The sequence below is a fragment of the Burkholderia sp. WSM2230 genome, assembly GCF_000472445.1.
In the GTDB taxonomy this organism is placed as follows: Bacteria; Pseudomonadota; Gammaproteobacteria; order Burkholderiales; family Burkholderiaceae; genus Paraburkholderia.
In genome coordinates this window covers 240,553-261,908 of record NZ_AXAJ01000008.1, presented here as the reverse complement: position 1 = coordinate 261,908, position 21,356 = coordinate 240,553, and the positions used below count along the sequence as shown (strand labels likewise).

The window sequence follows — 21,356 nt, the reverse complement described above, 5'->3', positions numbered from 1 at the left end:
TTAGCCACAATAGTCTTTGGTCCCTGCGTTAAATTCCATGCTCACCAAGTAAGCAGTTTTCTCCGAACCATTCACAAAAATATGGTCAACTTTCCTGGAGATCGACGCTTTCATTTCGTTTTTGCACATTACGTACATGTGTGAATTTTCTTCCATAGACGTCCAACCTTTAGCGGCAAGATAATCCTTGAGCATCACCACCTTTTTTTCGTCCCAAGTCGAAGCATCAACCTTGTAAAGCGCAAGCGCGGCACCGGTTTTAGCATTTTCATATCGGCTCAGGACTGCCCCGTTCTTGAACATGAAATCTAAATCCGAAACCATTGTCTTCAATTTTTCTTCTGCCATCGTGTGGGGGGGCGTCCGCCCGACAATCCAAATCATCAGCGGGAGCCACAACATCAGCAGTATGAAATTCCTTGTGGGAAATTTTTTCACGCGCAGTCCTTTTATTGTTTCTTGAGTGGATTTGGAATATGGCCGGAGTAGCCGGATGCAGCATTGCCGTCAATATTAGGTGTCTTTGTGAATCCGTCCAAACCCACTCCGAACTCAAACGCGGTTGATCCCCCGATGCTGTGGTTGGCACCTAGACATGCGCCGAAAGCGCATCCACTTGCACCAACAGACAGACCAGAGAGAAAATCGTCCGTGAGCCTGCCCTTGTCGGGCAGGTTCTGACCCACGTTATCGGTTATAACTCCTGCCGTGACGGCTCCGCCCACCGAGCGCGATGCGGCAACAGATGCACCGTAATAGAGGTTTCCATTGTGAGTATTAATGGTTAAGCCGCCGCCCACGCCAGCACCGTATTGAATCGTCACATAATCGACCGACCCCGGTCGTTGTGCCGCCATTGCTGCAAGTGACGACTTTTGGTCAGCCTGCATGTCATCTGTGCTGTACTTGAACAAGTTGCTGCCCGGCGTTTGCCTCACCATGCCGCCATAGCCTGCCGCCGAGTATGAAGCGCCGTTGTAGTTCTCCAGTTGCGCCCGTTCGGTGGTGTAGCCAGCTCCCTCTGCCTCCAGCGCTGAATACCTGGCGTATTCCGCTGTACCCGGCGCAAATTCGGCCGCACAGTGAACAAGCGCGCATCCAGCCGCTTCCAGACGATGTTCCTTGTCAGCGTCGCCGTTGGCCAGATTTTTGATTGTCTGCTTTTCATCCGGGTCGAGCATTCGATTGTAGCGGTCCGTGCAGACTTGACTATCAGAAGTGTATCGATCAAGGGCCGCACTCGCCGATCGTCGCGGAGCTGTACTCGAAGCGCACTTCATATGTGTTGGTGGAGAGCGCAGGGAAGAATTCTGGCTTAATGTCGAGCGTCGCCAGCGCACCGAGTTTGCATGCCTGCCATTTTTCACTGTCGGTGTGCCGTCTGACTTTCCATCCTCGGTCGTCAAGCGCCATCTGATATCTGCCGAATAATTGATCCGTCCATGAGTCGGCGCTGATGTTTCGCGTCAGCGACGCTACGCTTCCGCGATCCAAGTCTTTTCGAAATACCACCTTCCCACCCATCTCGAGCATGTAGTCCATGTCCGACTTCATCAAACTAAACTTGCGCGAGACATCGGTTGGCTGTTTGAGCAGTACGCCATGAAAAAAGATGTATCCAAATACCAGCACAAGCAGCCCACCAATCCAGACTTTTAGATTTCGCATGTAAATACGCTCGAATCAATACGCAGGTAATTTACCAATACGATTGCCGTATCCTGTGCCGCCATACGCACTAGGATTAAGCGCCTTGGTTATCCCACCGGCGCCTACGCCTATCTCGAAGGCGGTATCACCGCCGATTCCGTGGTTCACGCCCCCGCAGACACCGAAGGCGCAGGCACCGCCTCCAGCAGATGCGCCCGCCAAAAAATCGTCGGTATTGCTTCCTTTCTGCCCCGCAGGTAATCCGGGGTTCGAAGCGACCATACCGCCAACAATTGACGCGCTTGGCACGACGGGCACCGATCCTGAGGCCGACAAGTAAACGTTGCCGTTATGAAGATTCACAGTTAATGCGCCGCCGACCCCGAGTCCGCCACCTTCGACAGTCAAATAGTCAACTGACCCGGGGCGCTGGGCCTCCATTGCGGCCCGCATTGCCTTGTTGTCAGCGGTCGAATCGGCTACAGGATATTGGAACAATCCCCCCGAGCTTTGCCGCACCATGCCACCATAGCCCGCAAGCGAGACAGACCTGCCGTTGTAGTTCTGCAACTGAGCCCGTTCGGGGGTGTAGCCAGCTCCCTCCTGCTCCAGCGCTGAATACCTGGCGTACTCCGCTGTACCCGGCGCAAATTCGGCCGCGCAGTGAACAAGCGCGCATCCAGCCGCTTCCAGACGATGTTCCTTGTCGGCGTCGCCGTTGGCAAGGTCGTGAATGAGTTTCTTTTCATCCGGGTGGAGCATTCGATTGAACCGGTCAACGTTGTACCCCGAGAACGCTCCCGCATTGCCGCCCACCGCAGCACCCGCACCGGTTGCGATTGCGTTCGCCACGATGTTCCCAAGCGCCTGGTTCATGTTCGCGTTCCCGGTCGGATCCGAGTCTGCAATCGCGTCGCTCATCTTGTTCAGGTTGCCCGCCGCGATCGACGCAATACCCGCACCCGCCGCGCCGCCGAGCGCATTACCGCCTGCAAGCCCGGTCACGAGCGCGGCACCCGCGGCCTGCATGATCGCGCGATTTGTCCCGCCTTCCTGCCAGCCGCCGCCGTCGCCGCCTGCGTCTCTCGCTTTGCGGTCCGCGTAGTCGCCAATCCGTCGTGAAACGGCTTCGCCGGCCGCACCGGCCGCGGCCATCATGTCCGACTGACGATCCAGCAGGTTGTTCACGTCCGGCAACTTCGCCACCATGCCGTTGGTGTTCGACGTGTCACGGTTCAGGCTTGCGATGCCCTGCGTCTGGTGGCCCACATCGGTCACGCTGATGGTGCCCGCGCTGATGCCGCTTTTCGTCGTCGCACTGTCACTGCCGTTATCGTTCTGGCTGAGCATCGGCGCGGGGCCGCCCGCGTTTGGTCCGTTCGATGTCGAGGCCGGACCGTGCGTGCCGTAGTTCGTGCCACCATCGCCGGTCGTCACGCCACCGCCGATCCCTCCCGAATGCGCGTTGTAGCTCGACGAGTTCTGGATGTCGCTATAGGTCAGCGTACCCGTTGCAAGCGTGTTCTTCGACGCGTCGGCATCGCTCGCGATTACCGCGCCTTTGAGGTCTGTATTGCCAGTGACCGAGACATGGAACCCGCCGTCGCCCGCGTGGATACCCGCCTGTTCATTCACGCCCGCATAGCTGCCGCTCGCGTTGGCATTCGTGTGGCTAAAGCTGGCGCTGCCGCCACCCTGACTGATCGCGAATCCACCGCCTGTGCTTTCCTGGTGCGCGGCCGAGGTCATCGTGTCCTGCACGCTTGCGAGGTTCAGGTTGCCGCCAACATCGGCGTTCACCTGACGGCCGTTGACATTCGCACCGATGACGTTCGTATCGCCGCCCGAGATAATCGTCGCGGTGTTCGCGGCCGTCACGTGCGTGTTGTTCTGCATCGCCGTGTCGCTGTTCGCGTTGCCGTGCGCCCTGGACATCGACGCGGACACGCCAAAGCCCTGTGTTCCGTATGAAATACCCACGCTCGCGCTGCTCGACTGGTTCGTGCTGCGCGTCGAATCCGTGTCGGTCGTGTTGACGAGATTCACCTGGTTCTTTGCTGCCAGGATCACGTCGTTGGCGTTCACGTTCGAGCCGGCGATTGTCACGTTGCCGCTGCCGGCGCCGTTGCCAGATGCGCCGTTGCCGGTCGCGACAAACGCGGCCGTGCCGCCCGCCGTTACGTTCGAGCCGCGATTCGTCCTACTGTCCTCGGAGTATGTATTCTCACTGTGGCTGCTGCCGTAGCTCAGTTCTATCTTGGCTTCGGGCGTCCCGCCGCTTGCCAGCGCGCCCACAAGACCAGCCGCTGCGCCCGCTGCATCCACTGCGCCGCTTGCCGCCGCCATCCCATGCAACGCCGCCGCACGATCGTCCTGACTGTGGCTTGCCGCGTGCGCCTCACCGACCGTGTTCGATATCGCGTCGATGACCGGCGCCTTGATTGCGAGCGTAAAGCCGCTCTTGCTGACCGTCTGCTTGTCGTCGTGGTGGTACGTATCCGTCGCCGAGTCGATGGTCACATTCGCGCCCGTACCTGTGACGTTCTTCGCCGCAATCAGGTCGCTACCTGTCACATGCAGGTCGTTGCCCGCGACGATGTTGAGGTTGCCATTCAGTGAGCCAATCGTGCTGCCCGTGTTCGTCACCTGCGACGTGCCGGCCGTGTTGGTCTGCGTCTGGCTGCCAACCGATATCCCGATACCGCCGCCCGTGCCGAAGCCGGATTCGTGTTTCTGGTAATAGCTCGACGTGGTCTGTGTGTCCTGCGAGGTCGTGATACTGACGTTACCGCCCGCTGCAAGATTCACGTCGTTCGTGCCGGCCACAGTCGCGCCTTTCACGGTCAGGTCTTTACCCGCGCGGATGTTGACCGAGTCGCCCGACACCGTACTCGCGACACCGATATTCGCCTGCGAGGCCTGGCTCGTGTCGGTAGTGGAACCGTGAAATGTACTGCCGCGCTTCGACTCGGTTGCCGTGTAGCTGTCGTGCTCTTCGCGCGCTTCATTGATGTTTACGTTGCCGGTCGCGACGATATTCGCCGCGCCGGTTCCCGTCGACAGTGACGAGCCCGTAAGCGTGACATTGCCCTTGCTCGCGTCGGCGCCGAGCGCGGCAAGCGTACCGCTGCCGCCGGCGGTAAAGGTCGTACCGACTGCCTGCTCGTCGTAACTGCGGTCCGTCTGTTTGCGCGTTTTGTCGTCGGTCGCAACGTTGTTATAGGTCGCGGTGTTCGTGACCGTGGTCGCCGTCAGGTTGCCGCCCGCCACCACGGCCATGTCGCCGCCCGCTGCGACCGTCGCCCCCTTGAACGTCATGTCGTTGCCGCTCTGCATCGCGAGGCTGCCGCCCGACGTGATCGCGCTGGTTTCGTTCACCGTGCCGGACGCTTCCCAATGATGGTTCGCGTTCTTCGTGACGGACTGCAACGTGTCCGCCTGCACCGTATCGACGCTGATATCGTGCCCGGCGGCGATCTGTGCGTTACCGCCAGCCGCGATGTTGGCGCCGTGAACCAGCAGGTCGTTGCCCGCCGCGATGACCATATCGCCAGTCGATGCAATCGTGCCCTGCGCACCGAGCAGCGTCTGACTGACCCGGCTGTTGCCGGCCGTTGAACTGACACCGACCGCGTCGACCAGTGTTGTATTGACGATATTGTGACCGGCCAGCACCGCCACACGGTTGCCCATGATCCGGCCAGATGCGTTGACCAGGTCATTCGTCGCGGAGACAACCGTCGTGCCGTTCTCGCCGCTACTACCAATTGTGCCGCCCCGGTTCAGGATATTGGTCGCGCTGATAACGGTCTGCGTGCCGCCCTTGATGACGCCCGAATTGGTCGCGCTGCCGGTCGCATGAATCTCGACATCGTCGGCGGTAATCAGTGCGCCGGTTGGTTGCAGGTCGTTTGCGTGAGCATGCGCGAGATACACGACGGGCGCCAGCACCTGCTGCATGCTGCCGTCCGGCAGGGTCACAGTCTGGCTGACGAGCCACACGATGTCACTGGTGAGCGCATCCATCTGCGCGGCCGTGAGCGCCATGCCCGGCTCAAGATTGAACTGCTGCGCGACGTTCACGCCACGGGTCATCAGCGCGCGGTATTCGTCCTCATTGCTCGTATAGCCTTGCAGATACACGCGGCCCGTAAGCTGCGTGATCTGGTTGCGCACAAGCTGTTCTTCATACGCGCCGTCGCCGAGTCGCTTGATGATTTTCGACGGATCGAGCCCGAGCGCGCCGAGCATGTAATCGCTGGAAATGAAACTCGTATAGCTGGTCAGGCGCGGATCGGTCACAACCAGATACGATGCGCCAGGCGACGTGTTGAACGTGTACAGGCCGCCCGACGGCAACGTGATATTGAGCGCCCCGGTCGGTCCTGCGATCGATTGTGGCGCGTTGATCGTCTGCGTCTGCCCGGTCGCAAGGTTGACGGTCTGCGCGCCGCCGCCCGTGACGCCGCCAACGGTGCCGTTCGCGCCAAGCGTGCCGCCAGTCGCACCCGTCGCCGAGTTGGCGGCCGCGACGTTCGTATTGTTGATGTCGGTGGCATTGATCTGTACCGCATTGTTCGCGATGATCGTGCCGCCAGTGCCACCGATCGCAACGGGAGACAGCACAATCGAGGGCTCTACTACCGTTCCAACGTCGCGCGAGATGTCTTCGTTCCACGCGTAGGTCGAAACGATATCCTGCTTCTGGTACTGGTAAAGCGTCTGGCCGGTGTTGTTCACGACCGTACCGCCATAGGCATCGCTGCCGATCGCGATGGCGCTGCCCGCGGCAATCGCGCTATATGCGTTGTTCACGGTCCCGACGTTGGCGAGCGTCAGGTTGGCGCCCGCGATTAGTTGCGCCTGCTGGGCCTGCGGCCCGCTTACCTGGTCCTGCTGTGTGGTGGTAGTCGTGTCGCGCGCTATCTCGACGCGCTGATAACCTTTGTGCGCATCGTTGCGCGACGCGTACTCGGTGGCCGGGTCATAGTTGACGTTCGGGTCGTAGCCATCCCAATAGCTAACGGTAATCGTGTTATCGGGATTAGTGGTGACCGTGTTGTAGTAAATCGTCTTGTTCTGGCCGTTGACGTTCACCACCAGCATGCGGTCAGTCGCGTTCGAGCCGACCTGTTCGGTGACGATCTGCGAAACGGCAAAGGTGGAGCTGACCGGCGCGATGTAGCCGTTGTCCCACATTGCCTGCGTGCAGTAACCCTTGTCGCTGTTGCCGGTGGCGCACGCCATGTACTTGTCGCGCTTGGTCTGATGGAGCGTGTCGACACCCGTCGTGACCGTTTCGACCGTGGGCGCGGGGCGCGTGTTGGTCAGCGTCTGCGCGGCGACTTCGATGTTGCCCTGCGCCTCGATCGTGGACTGGTCATTGGTGACGGAGTTGCTGCGGTTCGCGAGCAGCCCGTTTGCGTCGCGTGTGTCATTTGCCGCGATGTTGACGTCGCCGAGGCTGAATATGTTCGCGCCGCCCGTGTTGGAGATATCGCCGGGCGAATACAGGTTCAGTTGCGACGCTGCGGCAATCGCCGCTGCTGTGCCCGTGTTGGCGATCGAACCGGCGTTCAGCGTCACGGTATTGCCGACGACGGTGGCGGTATTGGTCAGCGACGCGCTGTGCGTGGTGACGCTGTCGCCTTCGATGCGGCCGGCGTTGGCAATCCAGCCCGCCGCATTGACGGTCGTGTTCGTCGAGTTGAGGTCCGCGCCGGCCTGGTTATCGACATTCGCGGCGTTCACCGTAAGAGCATTGACCGCGCCGAGCGTGCCCTGATTCGTGAAGCTGCCCGCCGTGGTAAAGCTCAGATCGTGGTTGGCCTGAATCCGGTTCGCACCGTCGAGCGTGTAATCGCCGTTGACTGTCACCACGCCGTCGTTGCCTGCGATGATCCGGCCGTCGCCGGTCAGCCGGTTCGTCGTGACGCTCAGATCCTGGTCGCTGCCGATCGCGCCGTTCTGGTTCGCGAGCGTACCGGCTGCAATTGCGATGCCGCCGCCGCTGCCCGTGTCGTTGCCGATTCTGCCCGATGTGTTGTCGAGCGAAGCGGCATCGAGCGCGATTGCACCGTTGCCATGAATGGAGCCGCCTGCGTTGATGATTGCCGCATTCGGGCCATTCAGCGTGACGTTATGCGCGCCTGACAGCGTGGCGTTCGTGTTGTCAGCGAGTTGTCCGATGCTCAGCGTCAGGTCGTGGCCCGAGACGATCTGCGCGCCGCCCGTGCTGGATAGCGTCTGCGCGTTGAGCGCCAGGTCGCCATTGCCGCCGATCGTGCCCGCGCCTGCGACGCCGCCGGCATTGCTGTTCGTGATTGCGGCTGCGCTGATTGTGGTCGCGCCGCTGCCGGTGTTCGCGATGCGGCCGTTCGTGTTGTCGAGCGATGCGCCTGATACCTGCATGGTCGCGTTCGCACCGTCCGCCTCGATCTGGCCGCCCGTGTTGTCGAGCGCGCCCTGAGCCGATGCGGTCACATTGCCGGTGCCCTGAATCATGCCGGCGCGGTTGCCGAGCGTGCTGCCGGACTGCACGGACGTGGCGCCCGCTGCCGTGATTGCGCCGCCCGAGTTGTCGATGCTCGCACCCGTTACGGACACGTCGCCATTGCCGCCAATCAGGCCGTTATTCGTGTTCGTCAGCGCGCCGGCCGCATTGACCGTCGTCGCGCCCGAACCGCCGTTGGCGATCGTGCCTCCATCGTTCGCCACCGACTGCGCGGATAGCGCCAGCGTGTCATTCGCCTGGATCGTGCCGCCCGCATTGCTGAGGACGCCCGCGTCCTTCACGCTCACGTTCTGCGCTCCGATGTAGCCGCCCGCGCTGTTGTCGAGTGAACCGACATTCAGCGCGGCTGACCACTGGCCCGCGAGCGTGCCGCCGCGGTTCGACACTGCACCGCCGTTGGGACCGCCGTCAATCGTCAGTGCGCCGTTGGTCGCGATCGTGCCGCCGTTGTTTGACAGCGATGCCACTTTCACCGACAGCGTGCCGCTGCCAGAACTGGAAATCGTGCCATTGTCGTTCACCAGCGTCGCGGGGCCGAGCGCGAGATTCGAGCTATTGGTCTGGAGCGTGCCGCCGACGTTGTCGAGCGTGCCGGCTACGTTGACGGTCGTCACGCCGCTGCCGGTCTGCGTGATCGCGCCACCGTGGTTGACGAGGTTCGTTGCCGCAAGCGTGAACTGGTCCGCGCTCGCCGAGCCGCCGCTGTTGTCGAATGTCGCAGCGCTGATGAATGCCTGCCTGCCGGCTGCGATCGTGTTCGCATTGCTCAGCGTCGTGCCGGCCGATGCGTTCACGTTTACGTTCGCCGCGAGCGTGCCGCTGTTGAACAGGGCTTGCACCGCTGCCGCAATCAGGTTCTGGACCGCCGAAATGGAGCCGGCGTTTGCAATCTGACCGGCCTGCACCGTGACGTTGCCATTTCCGCCGATGGCGCCAACGCCGGTGCCCCCTGCGCCGTTGTTCAGCAGCCCAGCCGCGGAGAGGCTCAGGCCGTCCGCATTGAGCGACGCGACGCGTCCCGCCGTGTTGTCGAATGGTCCGGCGCTCGCCGTGAACGCGCCCGCCGCCTGCATCGTGCCGCCCGCGTTCGACACCGCACCTGCGACGTTTTCCACGAGCGCGCCGCCCGCGACCATCTGGCCGCTGCGGTTCGACAGCGCGCCCGCGTTGACGGTCTGCGCAGCGCCCGACGAAAGGACGCCGTTGTCGTTCGTGAGCGTGCCGGCGGCGCTCGCCGTCAGCGTACCGCCTGCGGTCGTCGTCGCGCCAGAGTTGTTCAGGTCACCCGCCGTCGCGATGAGTGTCAGGTTGCCTTTGGCCGATGTGCTGCTGCCGGCCAGATTGACCGAGGCGCCCTCTACCGTCGCGCTGCCGCCCGCGGCATTGCGGCCGGTGGCCGTCAGCGCGCCGCTTGCGCTCAGGTTCAGTTCGCCGCCGGGGGCAATCGAGCCGTCGCTGTTGATACCGGCGCCGAGCGTGCCCGTCGATACGATGCTGCTGGCGGTAGCGGTTGTGTTCTGCTGCGCGGCGAGCGTGCCGCTGCTAGTCAGCGCGCCGGATGTATTCGCGCTGACTGACTGCTGCGCGTAGGTTGTGCCACTGTTATCGATGCCGTCGTGCGCACTGATCGCGATATTGCCGCTCGTACTGGTCTGTCCTGCAAGCACGAGCTTGCCCGCCGTGGTGAGCGTCAGGTCACCCGCCTGCGCAGCCAGCACCCCTTTTGTCGATACGCCCACGCCGTTCTCCGTGCCCACGAGAACGATGCGGTTTGCGTACATGCCCCCCAGATTGCTCACGTCGATGGAAACGCCCGGCGCCGGTCCGCTGCCCACGATGGGCGTGGCATTCAGCGTATCGTGATCGACGCTATTGGCGCCCGTGATGACGTTCAGGTTCTTCACATATATTGCGGCATTCGCCTGCACGGCGCGCGCAATCAGATCGACCTGGTCGACGTTACCGGCATTCAGGCCCGCGCCCTGCACGGTGATGTTCCCACCCGTCACGTTGAAACCTGCCAGGTTGCCGTCCGCGCCGTAGTTCGGCGTGCCGGTCGTGAGGATGGCGCGGGACGTGTTGATGAAGCCGCCGCCGTTCACGCTGATTCCGCTGCCGTTGGCAATGACGACTTCGGCTCGCTGGCCGGCGACTTCCAGATAGCCGTTGATCTGGCTCGCCGCGCTGCTCTTGACCTGATTGACGATGATCTTCGCGGACTGCCCGGCTGCGAAGTTCGGATTACCGTTGATCATGCCCGCCTGCTGGGTCTGCACGATGGTGGGCGAGTTGTTCAGGATCGCGCCGGGCCTCTGCACATCGAACTGCGAATAGCTGTTGACCGAGACACCCGCACCTGATGGTCGCGCGATGTTCACCTGCGGCAAGCCGTTCTGCGTCGACATGACCTGCGCGCCGGAGCCCGGTGCTGCGACAATCTGCGCCACAGTAACGGCCGGCACGGCGCCGAGCAGCACAAGAGCGGCAAGGACAATGCTTCGCAATGCGAATCGCGAGGTATGCGATGCCTCCATCTGCGGGTGCCGTGTTGCACTGATCTCGCCGTGCCCTTTGCCCGTCGCTGCGGCAGTTTCCTCGACCGCGACGAGCATGCCTCTCAGGCGGCTGAACACCAGCCTGTATGTTCTGTGGTTCATTGTTCTTGTATTACGAATCAGCAAAGACCTCGTAACGTACAGAACCCCAAGGCAAAAACTGTGAAGAATCGTCAAGGTTCGCGCCCACACAACGGATCACGCGAAATCAGCTTTTTCTGATTGCCGTTGCATTCCGCCGCACAGGCGGGCGTCAACTGATACGCTCGATCCTGCATGGCCGCATGTTTCACCTGTTGCATCTGGAATCTGTTCCCCGCAGATTCTGTGTGAGCGACAAGGCAGTGAGCCTCCGCGTCGCACTTCGTGATCGCCGGAACGGTTCGCTCAAAACCGACCGCGCGCCTTTCCTCGCGGCGAGGTCATCGGCTTCGCCTGGGGCGAACTACCAAGAGGTGTGCGCGGGCTCGCGCAGCGCGCGGCGGCGCCCCGAAGGAAGTCCCTTGGGGGACAAAGAAAGTAACTGCCGCTCGCACAGGGGCAACGCTAATACACCGCCGTGAATTCAAGGAAAGGCCAAGGGGTTAACAAAACCAGCCTCTAGCCAGAAACCCCAAAACCCAAACCGCGCCCCCGGCGCCCTTTATAATCGAACATTCTCCGCATTTACCAGCCGATCGACACATGAGCGAGACCCCGAGCGACACCCAGCCCGACATTCAGCGCGACACCCAGAGCGCCTCCACCCTTGCAAAGAGCTTCGAGCCGCACACCATCGAAGCCCACTGGGGCCCGGAATGGGAAAAGCGCGCCTACGCGGCGCCCTCCTTCAACGGGAACGGCAAGGACTTCTCGATCCAGCTGCCGCCGCCGAACGTCACCGGCACGCTCCACATGGGCCACGCGTTCAACCAGACCATCATGGACGGCCTCGCCCGCTATCACCGCATGCTCGGCGAAAACACGCTGTGGGTGCCGGGCACTGACCACGCGGGCATCGCCACGCAGATCGTCGTCGAACGGCAACTGGACGCCAAAGGCGTGTCGCGCCACGACCTCGGCCGCGAGAAATTCGTCGAACGCGTCTGGGAATGGAAGCAGGAGTCCGGCTCGACCATCACGAACCAGGTGCGGCGCCTTGGCGCCTCCATCGACTGGTCGCGCGAATACTTCACGATGGACGACAAAATGTCGGCCGCCGTGCGTGACGTGTTCGTGCGCCTCTACGAACAGGGCCTGATCTATCGCGGCAAGCGCCTCGTGAACTGGGACCCGGTGCTGCTCACCGCCGTGTCCGATCTCGAAGTCGTCAGCGAAGAGGAAAACGGCCACCTGTGGCACATCCAGTACCCGCTCACCGACGGCTCGGGCCACCTGACGGTCGCCACCACGCGTCCCGAAACCATGCTCGGCGACACCGCCGTGATGGTCCACCCGGAAGACGAGCGCTACGCGCACCTGATCGGCAAGACTGTCACGCTGCCGTTGTCGAACCGCGAAGTGCCGATCATCGCCGACGATTACGTCGACCGCGAATTCGGCACGGGCGTCGTCAAGGTGACGCCCGCGCACGACTTCAACGACTACCAGGTCGGCCTGCGCCACAAGCTGCCGCAAATCGAAATCCTCACGCTCGACGCGAAGATCAACGCGAACGCGCCGGAAAAATACCGCGGCCTCGACCGCTTCGAAGCCCGCAAGCAGGTCGTCACCGACCTCGAAGCACTCGGCGCGCTGGAATCGGTCAAGCCCCACAAGCTGATGGTGCCGCGCGGCGACCGCACCGGCGTCGTGATCGAGCCGATGCTCACCGACCAGTGGTTCGTCGCCATGAGCAAGCCGGCGCCAGAGGGCACGTTCAATCCGGGCAAGTCGATTGCCGAAACGGCGCTCGACGTGGTCCGCAACGGCGAGATCAGGTTCGTGCCGGAAAACTGGACGACCACGTACTACCAGTGGCTCGAAAACATCCAGGACTGGTGCATCTCGCGCCAGCTCTGGTGGGGGCATCAGATTCCGGCGTGGTACGGCGAAAACGGCGAAATCTTCGTCGCGAAGACCGAGGAAGGCGCGCGCGAGAAAGCAGCTGAAGCCGGCTACACAGGCCCGCTCAAGCGCGACGAAGACGTGCTCGACACGTGGTTTTCGTCCGCGCTCGTGCCGTTCTCGTCGCTCGGCTGGCCGAACGAAACGCAGGAACTGAAGCACTTCCTGCCGTCGTCGGTGCTGGTAACGGGCTTCGACATCATCTTCTTCTGGGTCGCGCGCATGGTCATGATGACGACGCACTTCACCGGTAAGGTACCGTTCAACACGGTCTACGTGCACGGCCTGGTGCGCGACGCCGAAGGCCAGAAAATGTCGAAGAGCAAGGGCAATACGCTCGACCCGATCGACATTGTCGACGGCATCGGACTTGACGCGCTCGTCGCCAAGCGCACCACCGGCCTCATGAATCCGAAGCAGGCGGCGTCGATCGAAAAGAAAACCCGCAAGGAGTTTCCGGACGGCATTCCTGCCTTCGGCACGGACGCGCTGCGTTTTACGATGGCGTCAATGGCCACGCTCGGGCGCAACGTCAACTTCGATCTTGCGCGTTGCGAGGGCTACCGCAACTTCTGCAACAAGCTGTGGAACGCCACGCGCTTCGTGCTGATGAACTGCGAAGGCCACGACTGCGGCTTCGGCAAGCCGGCCGAATGCGGCGAATGCGGGCCGCAGGGGCATCTGCATTTCTCGTCCGCGGACCGCTGGATCGTTTCGCTTCTGCAGCGCGTGGAAGCCGAGGTCGCCAAGGGTTTTGCCGACTATCGCTTTGACAATGTGGCCAACGCCCTATACAAGTTCGTGTGGGACGAATACTGTGACTGGTATCTCGAACTCGCCAAAGTGCAGATCCAGACGGGTCAGCCGAACCAGCAGCGCGCCACGCGGCGCACCCTGCTGCGCGTGCTGGAGACGGTGTTGCGCCTCGCGCATCCGGTGATTCCGTTCATCACCGAGGCGTTGTGGCAGAAAGTTGCACCGTTGGCCGGGCGTTATCCCGCGGGCAAAACCGAGGGCGAAGCGTCCATTATGGTGCAGCCGTATCCCGTTGCCGAGATGTCGAAGATCGACGAAGAAGCAGAGCAATGGGCGGCCGACCTGAAGGCGGTGATCGATGCGTGCCGGAATCTGCGCGGCGAAATGAATCTCTCGCCGGCGGTTAAGGTGCCGTTGCTCGCCACCGGCAACGCGGAGCGTCTCTCCACTTTCGCTCCGTACGCCCAGGCATTGGCTCGTCTGTCCGAAGTGCAGATCATCGCCGACGAGGCAACACTCGACGCGCAGGCAGATGGCGCGCCAATTGCTATTGTAGGAAGCGACAAGCTCGTGCTGAAGGTGGAGATTGACGTCGCGCTCGAGCGCGAGCGTTTGTCGAAGGAGATCGCGCGGTTGAGCACGGAAATCGTCAAGTGCAACGCCAAACTGCAGAACGAAAGTTTCGTCGCCAAGGCGCCGCCCGCAGTCGTCGAGCAGGAGCAGAAAAGGCTGGCGGAATTCGAAGCAACTGTCGGCAAGCTGAAAGCGCAGTTCGCGCGCTTGCCGGCCTGATCGACGCTCCATGCCCGCCCGCGCGGCGGCACGGACTGATAGCTAAACCAGAGGACTCAGGGTAAATCACATGCTAAAAGTTACAAAGGCGGTATTTCCGGTAGCAGGTCTTGGCACCCGGTTCCTCCCTGCCACGAAGGCAAGCCCGAAGGAAATGCTGCCCATCGTCGACAAGCCGCTGATTCAGTACGCGGTGGAAGAAGCCATGGCGGCCGGCATCACGGAGATGATCTTCGTCACGGGCCGCAGCAAACGCGCGATCGAGGACCATTTCGATAAGTCGTACGAAATCGAAGCCGAACTCGAGGCACGCGGCAAGGACAAGCTGCTGGAACTCGTGCGCAGCATCAAGCCGAGCCATGTCGACTGTTTCTACGTGCGTCAGCCGGAAGCGCTCGGCCTCGGCCACGCGGTGCTGTGCGCGGAAAAGCTGGTGGGCGACAACCCGTTCGCCGTGATTCTCGCGGACGACCTGCTGTACGGCACGCCGCCCGTCATGACGCAAATGATCGAGGTGTTCGACCACTATCACAGCTCGGTAATCGGCGTGGAAGAAATCCCGCCGCAAGAGACCAAGTCGTACGGTATCGTCGACGGCAAGGAGTGGGAAGACTCGATCATCAAGATGTCGGGCATCGTCGAAAAGCCAGAGCCGAGCGTGGCACCGTCCAACCTCGGTGTAGTCGGCCGTTACGTGCTGAAGCCGCGCATTTTCGACCACATCCGCGCGATCAAGCCGGGCGCGGGCGGCGAATTGCAGCTCACGGACGCGATCCAGTCGCTGCTCGCCGACGAACAGGTGCTCGCGTACAAATATCACGGCACGCGTTTCGACTGCGGCAGCAAGCTCGGTTATCTGAAGGCGACGGTGGAATTCGCGCTGCGCCATCCGGAAGTAGCCGCGGATTTCGAGGAATATCTGCGTACGCGTTCGCCGGTGCTGGAAGGCTAAGGCTTTGCGCGAGAGGCCCGGCCGCTGCTTCGCGCCGGACAGAAGCGAAAAAGGCGCTGTGCTCCGCTTTGGCGGGCACAGCGCCTTTTGTTTGCCGACGCGCGCTGAATGAGCGCTGAATGAGCGCCGGGTGGGCGCGTCCGCCGTGGCGCGACTCGGCACGTGTTTTAACGGCGTTTCATCAGAAACGTGAACACCTTGTCGTGTGCCGAGCTCTCGACAATCTCATTGCCGGTCTGCTTCGCGAACGCGGCAAAATCGCGCTGCGAGCCCGGGTCGGTGGCGAGCACCTTGAGAATCTGGCCGCTTTCCATGTCGGCGAGCGCCTTCTTGGCGCGCAGGATGGGCAGCGGGCACATCAGCCCGCGCGCATCGACTTCCTTGTGAACCTGAATTTGCATCGACGATGACCTTCGGGACGAGGCGCCGTGTGCGACGCCGGACAGAGGGTCAAATTCTACCGCAGCCTCCGTCGCCTTGCCGGTGCCGCCATCGCTGATTGCGCGGCCGACGTCGCCGTGCTGACAAAGCCGCCGCGCAAGCCCCGCGCTACAACGTCACCGCCTGCCCACTTTGCAGCGACTGCCGCAGCGCATTGCCGATGCGCGTCGCCTCGAGCGCATCGGCGAGCGTCGCACCGGCTTGCACGTTCGATGCCACCCCGCCCTGCACTGAACCGACAAACGCTTGCGCCTCGCGCAAAAACGCCTCTTCGAAACGATCGAAAAAGTTCGGCGTGCATTCGTTGCGAATACCGCCCGCGTCGTAAATCTCCACGCGATTCGCGCGCGGATTGCGGCCAATGGCGAGCGCGCCCGTCGTGCCGATTACTTCGCTGTGCGTATCATTGCCGTGCGCCTGGGTACGCGACGCGTAGAACATCGCGAGCTTGCCACCCTCGAACTCGCAGATCGCGACACCGTTGTCGACGTCGCCGAACTCGCGCAGGCCCTCATGCAGCGCAGTCGCGCCGGCCGCGAACACGCGCGTCGCGCGCGGCTTGCCGAGCAGCCAGCGCGCGATGTCGATGTCGTGCACCGTGCAATCCAGGAAAATGCCGCCGGAAGTCGCAGCAAATTGCACGAAAAAACCATCGGTATCGTTTTTGTCGGCGGTCTGCGAGCGCACCAGAAACGGCCGACCAATCGTGCCCGCGGTGATCTTGTCGAACGCGTCCTGATAGCTCGGATCGAAACGCCGCATGAAGCCGATGGTCGCCTGAAGATACGGAAAGCGCGCGGCCTCGGCCAGCACGCGCTCGCATTCGGCGAGATCGAGCGACAAAGGCTTTTCGCAGAACACGTGCTTGTCGGCGCGCAAAGCGTCCACGATCTGTTGCGCGTGCAGCGACGAGGGCGTGACGAGCCACACGGCGTCCACGTCGCTGTCGCCGAGCAGCTTTGCGTAATCGTCGTAGAGGCGCGGCGACGGCAAAGCCTCGCGCGCCCACGCCCGCTCTTCTTCGAGCGGACTGCACGCGGCGACGAGTTCCGCGCCCGGCACGCGATACGCCAGATTCTCCGCGTGACGCTTACCGAGCCGCCCGAGACCGACCACGCCGATATGAAGGGGCCGGGCGGACGCGGCTGCCGGTGCCCCATTCATTGCGCGGCCTCCCCGAGCTTCACGGCCCGGCCCTCGCGCCACGAGCGCGTTGCCGCCTCCGCGAGCTCGAGCGCCTTCACGCCGTCCGCGACGGTGGTTCGCACCGGCTTGCCCTGCGTCACCGCCTCGAAGAAATGCGCGATTTCCAGTGCGTAAGCCGCGCGATAGCGTTCGAGGAAAAACGCCTCGGGCACGTCGCTGGACACTTCGGTCTTCGAGTACGCGGTGACTTCCGTGGGCCGCACGTTGCCCGCTTGCAGCATGCCGGTGCTGCCCAGCACTTCAAAGCGCTGATCGTAACCATACGCGGCGCGCCGCGCGGTGTTGATCTGGCACAGCCGGCCGCGCTTCGTGCGGATCGTCACCGCGGTGGAGTCGATGTCGCCCGCATCCGCAATTGCCGGATCCGCGAGGCAACTGCCGGTGGCATGCAGCGTGTCGGCTTCGTCGTCGAGAATCCAGCGGAAGATGTCAAAGTCGTGGATCAGCATGTCCTTGAAGATGCCGCCCGAATGACGGATGTATTCGACAGGGGGCGGCCCCGGATCGCGGCTCGTCACCACGAGTATTTCCGGCGTGCCGATCTCGCCCGCGTCGAGGCGCGCCTTCAGCGCGGAAAACGTCGGATCGAAGCGGCGCTGAAAGCCGATCATGCATACCACGCCCGCGCGTTCCACCGCGTCGGCGCAGGCGCGCGCGCGCTCCAGCGTGAGGTCCACCGGCTTCTCGCAGAACACGTGCTTTCTCTGCGCGGCGGACTTGATGATCAGGTCCGCATGCGTGTCGGTGCTCGAACATATCACCGTTGCACCAACGGACGCGTCGCCGATGGCGCCGTCGATATCCGCCACTTGCGCGCCGTGCGCGGCGGCCAGCGCGGCCGCCGCCTCGCGGTTGACGTCGACCACATACTTGAGCCGCACGCCCGGCTGCCGCGCGAGGTTGGCCGCGTGAATCCTGCCGATGCGGCCCGCGCCGAACACCGCGACGTCGATCGGTTTTGCTGCGTCAGTCATCGTATCCTCCAGTGTCTTTGGCTTCTTCCACGTTCAATTCGAGCTTGTACGCAAGCGCAATGAAAAGCGCCTGGCACAGGCAGATCGTGCTGGTCAGCGAGCGGAACGCGAACGCGCTGCCCTCTTTCACATACAGTTGAGTGCTGGCGTAGCGCGCGAGCGGAGATAGTTGGCTGTCCGTAATAACCAGCGTCTTCGCCTGATGATGGTGCGCTACGCGCAGGCAGTACTGCGTTTCCTTCGCATAGGGCGCGAAGCTGATTGCGATCACCACGTCGCCCTTCTTCACGCTGCGAATCTGCTCGCGATACATGCCGCCGAAACCCGATACGAGGTGCACGCGTTTGGGCGTGTGCTGCAGCGCATAGACAATGTAGCTCGCCACCGGAAACGAACGGCGCACGCCGATTACATAGATGTTGTCCGCCTGCTGCAGCATTTTCACGGCGGCGTCGAACTGCTTGTCGTCGAGGCCCGCTTCGAGTTCTTCCAGGCCGCCGCGCGAAGCCGCGATGAATTCGCGCGCCACCGCGCCGCCGGACAGCGCACCGGGCTTCTCGTCGATCAGCTTGCGAATGCGCTGCTGATAACTCGGTGACGAAGCGCCCTGCCCCGTATACGCCTGACGAAACACCGCCTGCAAGTCGGAAAAGCCGGAAAAGCCGAAGCGCTGCGCAAAGCGCACGACCGCCGACGGATGCACGCCGCAGCTTGCGGCAATGTCGCTTGTGCGATCCACCATCACGCTCGAACGATGCTGCTCGATATACGTCGCGACGCTCTTCAATTGACGTGGCAGCGCCTCGTAGTTTTCCGCGATGCGCTGCATCAATTCTTCGACGCTCGGCAATTCTTCGGTGCTCTCTTCCGCCATGGCTCTCTCTTCGGTGCTTTCTCGCAGTGCGGCAGACGCTTCACGTCACGCGCCGCACCGCATGTTTGACGTTGCCGATTATAGGCAGCGCACCGCATAAATGGAACGCATTTTCCATTTTTCTTCACCGTGAAATTTCTATTGCACCACCTTCGAAGATGACCTAATCTTGGTCGTGAGCGATGGCGCTTCGGCGAACGTGCGTCGCTCCTTTCAATAACGACAGACCGAGAAAGGTGGAGACATGAGACTTTGCAAGGGCAAGGCTACGCTCAGGATTCTGGTGACGGCTTTGACGTTGGCGACGGGATTCGGAGCGGCCACGGCCGCCCGCGCGGCTGACGCTCATTTCGTGCTGATCAGCCACGCGCCGGACTCCGATTCGTGGTGGAACACCATCAAGAATGCAATCAAGCAGGCCGACGAGGACTTCAACGTCGAGACCGACTATCGCAATCCACCGAACGGCGACATCGCCGATATGGCGCGCCTCGTCGAACAGGCCGCCGCGCGCAACTATGACGGCGTGATCGTCACCATCGCCGATTACGACGTGCTGAAGAGCTCGATCAACAAGGTCACCGCGAAGAAAATTCCGCTCGTCACGATCAACTCCGGCACCGAGGAACAGAGCGCGCAACTGGGCGCGATCATGCATGTCGGCCAACCTGAGTACGTCGCAGGCAAGGCCGCGGGCGAAAAAGCGAAAGCCGCCGGCGTGAAGTCGTTCCTGTGCGTGAACCACATCGCGACCAACACGGTTTCGTTCGACCGTTGCCGCGGTTTCGCGGAGGCACTCGGCGTCGACTACAAGGCGTCCACAATCGATTCCGGCCAGGACCCGACCGAGATCCAGTCGAAGGTCAGCGCCTATTTGCGCAACCATCCCAACACTGGCGCAATTCTCACGCTCGGACCGACGCCCGCCTCGGCCACCCTGAAAGCCGTTCAGCAAATGGGCCTTGCCGGCAAGATCTACTTCTGCACGTTCGACTTCTCGGACGACATCGCCAAGGCCATCCAGAACGGCACAATCCAGTTCGCGATCGACCAGCAGCCCTATTTGCAGGGCTACATTCCGGTCGCCGTGCTCGCCATAGTGAAGAAAGAGCACACCACCGACCCCGCGAAAATCCGCCAGATTCTCGAAGCGAATCCCAAGTTCAAGGCGCGGCTCACTACATACGGTCTTGCGCCGTCGTATGGGCCGAAAAACATTCGCTCGGGGCCGGGCTTCATCACGAAGGAAAACCTCGACAAGGTCGTCAAGTACGCAGGGCAGTATCGCTGATTCTTTTTACTAGCTAGTCACGCGCGCGGCGGGCGTCGCTCCCGCCAGGCGGCTTCGCCGCCAGCGCGCACTTCACCGGCTGTCGTTCTCGCACCGCATTTCCGCTGGGGAGACGCACAGCCGGCTCCAAGGAGACATCATGGGTGTAGCCGGCAAACACTTTCCACCGCACGTCGACTCGAACAACGCCGCTTCGCATAACGCGGCGTCGCGACCCGAGACGGACGAGCGCGTGCGCAAGGAATCGTGGTTCGGTCATTTGCTGAACCGCCCCGAGTTCGCCGCGATTTCCGGCGCGGTACTGGTGTTTCTCGTTTTCGCGCTGACCGCCGGCAGCTCCGGCATGTTCAATCTCGACGGCGTGATGAACTGGTCGCAGGTGTCTGCCTATCTCGGCATCCTCGCGGTGGGCGCGTGCCTTCTGATGATCGCGGGCGAGTTCGATCTCTCGATAGGTTCGATGATCGGCTTTGCCGGCATGATGGTCGCGATTCCCACCGTCTACTTTCACTGGCCGATTTGGCTTGCGATCCTGTTTGCATTCGTCGGCTCCATGCTGCTTGGCGCGCTCAACGGCTATCTGGTGATGCGCACGCGGCTGCCGTCGTTCATCGTCACGCTCGCCTTCCTGTTCATTCTTCGCGGCCTCACGCTCGCGCTGTCGATCATGTTCGCGGACCGCACCATCGTGTCCGGCGTTGGCGATATCGCACAGCAGGACTGGCTCGCCAACACGCTCTTTCACGGCGTCGCACTGCAAGCGCTCTTCACGATGCTCGCGCATCACGGCATCGGCACGCTGCTCGATAACGGCCATGCACTCGTGCCCGGCATTCCGAAGGTGATTCTGTGGTGGTTCGGCCTCGCCGCGATCTGCGCGTTCGTGCTCGCGAAAACGCGCGCCGGCAACTGGATTCTCGCCGTGGGCGGCGACGCCAACGCGGCAAAGAACGTGGGTATTCCTGTGCGTCGCGTCAAGATTCTGCTGTTCGTTCTGACCGCCTTCTGCTCGTGCCTGTTCGCCGTGCTGCAAGTGTGCGACATCGGCTCGGCTGCGGCAGACCGTGGCTTGCAGAAGGAATTCGAAGCGATCATCGCGGCGGTGATCGGCGGAACCTTGCTGACGGGCGGCTATGGATCGGTGATCGGCGCCTGCTTCGGAGCGCTGATCTTCGGCGTGGTGCAAATCGGCATCACCTATACCAACGTGAGCTCCGACTGGTTCCGCGTGTTCCTCGGCGTGATGCTGCTGATCGCTGTGCTGTTCAACCACTACGTGCGCCGTCGCGTGTCGCAGTCGTAACG

The 21,356-nt window shown here is 62.2% G+C and carries 12 protein-coding genes; 4 read left to right on the top strand and 8 right to left on the bottom strand.

What is annotated here, in order from left to right:
* Genes A3AC_RS0117955 through A3AC_RS0117940 form a run of 4 tightly spaced genes read right to left on the bottom strand, consistent with a single transcriptional unit; the run spans position 1 to position 10,821 of the window.
* A complete protein-coding gene (locus A3AC_RS0117955; protein WP_156924632.1) occupies positions 1-438 on the bottom strand; it encodes a hypothetical protein in 438 nt (145 codons plus the stop codon).
* 11 nt (positions 439-449) lie between these two features.
* Entirely contained in the window at positions 450-1,181 is a 732-nt protein-coding gene (locus A3AC_RS0117950; RefSeq protein WP_025600559.1) for a hypothetical protein, read from the bottom strand.
* Positions 1,182-1,227: 46 nt separating this feature from the next.
* Positions 1,228-1,668, bottom strand: coding sequence for a hypothetical protein (locus tag A3AC_RS0117945; protein ID WP_025600558.1), 441 nt, complete (start codon positions 1,666-1,668; stop codon positions 1,228-1,230).
* Between the two features lie 15 nt (positions 1,669-1,683).
* Entirely contained in the window at positions 1,684-10,821 is a 9,138-nt protein-coding gene (locus A3AC_RS0117940) for a hemagglutinin repeat-containing protein (RefSeq protein WP_025600556.1), read from the bottom strand.
* Between the two features lie 582 nt (positions 10,822-11,403).
* On the opposite strand from A3AC_RS0117940, the gene A3AC_RS0117930 reads away from it, so the two are divergent.
* Complete coding sequence (locus A3AC_RS0117930; protein WP_025600554.1) at positions 11,404-14,313, top strand: valine--tRNA ligase; 2,910 nt, start codon at positions 11,404-11,406, stop codon at positions 14,311-14,313.
* Between the two features lie 70 nt (positions 14,314-14,383).
* Complete coding sequence (gene galU, locus A3AC_RS0117925; protein WP_025600553.1) at positions 14,384-15,265, top strand: UTP--glucose-1-phosphate uridylyltransferase GalU; 882 nt, start codon at positions 14,384-14,386, stop codon at positions 15,263-15,265.
* Between the two features lie 167 nt (positions 15,266-15,432).
* On the opposite strand, the gene A3AC_RS0117920 is transcribed toward galU, so the two are convergent.
* The 4 genes from A3AC_RS0117920 to A3AC_RS0117905 form a co-directional block, all read right to left on the bottom strand.
* Entirely contained in the window at positions 15,433-15,660 is a 228-nt protein-coding gene (locus tag A3AC_RS0117920; protein ID WP_025600552.1) for a sulfurtransferase TusA family protein, read from the bottom strand.
* 154 nt (positions 15,661-15,814) lie between these two features.
* Positions 15,815-16,870 (bottom strand): Gfo/Idh/MocA family oxidoreductase, encoded by a 1,056-nt coding sequence (locus tag A3AC_RS0117915; RefSeq protein ID WP_025600551.1) that lies wholly within the window; start codon positions 16,868-16,870, stop codon positions 15,815-15,817.
* Positions 16,867-17,886 carry an inositol 2-dehydrogenase gene (gene iolG / locus A3AC_RS0117910; RefSeq protein WP_025600549.1) on the bottom strand — a complete coding sequence of 340 codons (1,020 nt, stop codon included), beginning with the start codon at positions 17,884-17,886 and terminating at the stop codon, positions 16,867-16,869. The genes A3AC_RS0117915 and iolG overlap by 4 nt, the downstream gene beginning before the upstream one ends.
* The gene (locus tag A3AC_RS0117905; protein WP_025600547.1) at positions 17,879-18,760 is read right to left on the bottom strand and encodes a MurR/RpiR family transcriptional regulator; all 882 of its coding nucleotides are present in this window, start codon (positions 18,758-18,760) and stop codon (positions 17,879-17,881) included. The genes iolG and A3AC_RS0117905 overlap by 8 nt, the downstream gene beginning before the upstream one ends.
* 244 nt (positions 18,761-19,004) lie before the next feature.
* On the opposite strand from A3AC_RS0117905, the gene A3AC_RS0117900 reads away from it, so the two are divergent.
* Together A3AC_RS0117900 and A3AC_RS0117895 are read left to right on the top strand one after the other, a co-directional pair.
* Positions 19,005-20,051, top strand: a complete 1,047-nt coding sequence (locus A3AC_RS0117900) for a sugar ABC transporter substrate-binding protein (protein ID WP_025600546.1) — start codon at positions 19,005-19,007, stop codon at positions 20,049-20,051.
* Positions 20,052-20,190: 139 nt separating this feature from the next.
* On the top strand, positions 20,191-21,354 hold the full coding sequence (locus tag A3AC_RS0117895; RefSeq protein WP_025600544.1) for an ABC transporter permease: 1,164 nt from the start codon (positions 20,191-20,193) through the stop codon (positions 21,352-21,354).
* Positions 21,355-21,356 lie beyond the last annotated feature (2 nt).

What these genes read in the sequence shown, in the direction of transcription:
- iolG (WP_025600549.1), bottom strand. Translation starts at nt 17,886, where the DNA reads ATGACTGACGCAGCAAAACCGATCGACGTCGCGGTGTTCGGCGCGGGC.
- A3AC_RS0117900 (WP_025600546.1), top strand. Translation starts at nt 19,005, where the DNA reads ATGAGACTTTGCAAGGGCAAGGCTACGCTCAGGATTCTGGTGACGGCT.
- A3AC_RS0117915 (WP_025600551.1), bottom strand. Translation starts at nt 16,870, where the DNA reads ATGAATGGGGCACCGGCAGCCGCGTCCGCCCGGCCCCTTCATATCGGC.
- A3AC_RS0117950 (WP_025600559.1), bottom strand. Translation starts at nt 1,181, where the DNA reads ATGCTCGACCCGGATGAAAAGCAGACAATCAAAAATCTGGCCAACGGC.
- A3AC_RS0117905 (WP_025600547.1), bottom strand. Translation starts at nt 18,760, where the DNA reads ATGGCGGAAGAGAGCACCGAAGAATTGCCGAGCGTCGAAGAATTGATG.
- galU (WP_025600553.1), top strand. Translation starts at nt 14,384, where the DNA reads ATGCTAAAAGTTACAAAGGCGGTATTTCCGGTAGCAGGTCTTGGCACC.
- A3AC_RS0117945 (WP_025600558.1), bottom strand. Translation starts at nt 1,668, where the DNA reads ATGCGAAATCTAAAAGTCTGGATTGGTGGGCTGCTTGTGCTGGTATTT.
- A3AC_RS0117895 (WP_025600544.1), top strand. Translation starts at nt 20,191, where the DNA reads ATGGGTGTAGCCGGCAAACACTTTCCACCGCACGTCGACTCGAACAAC.
- A3AC_RS0117930 (WP_025600554.1), top strand. Translation starts at nt 11,404, where the DNA reads ATGAGCGAGACCCCGAGCGACACCCAGCCCGACATTCAGCGCGACACC.
- A3AC_RS0117940 (WP_025600556.1), bottom strand. Translation starts at nt 10,821, where the DNA reads ATGAACCACAGAACATACAGGCTGGTGTTCAGCCGCCTGAGAGGCATG.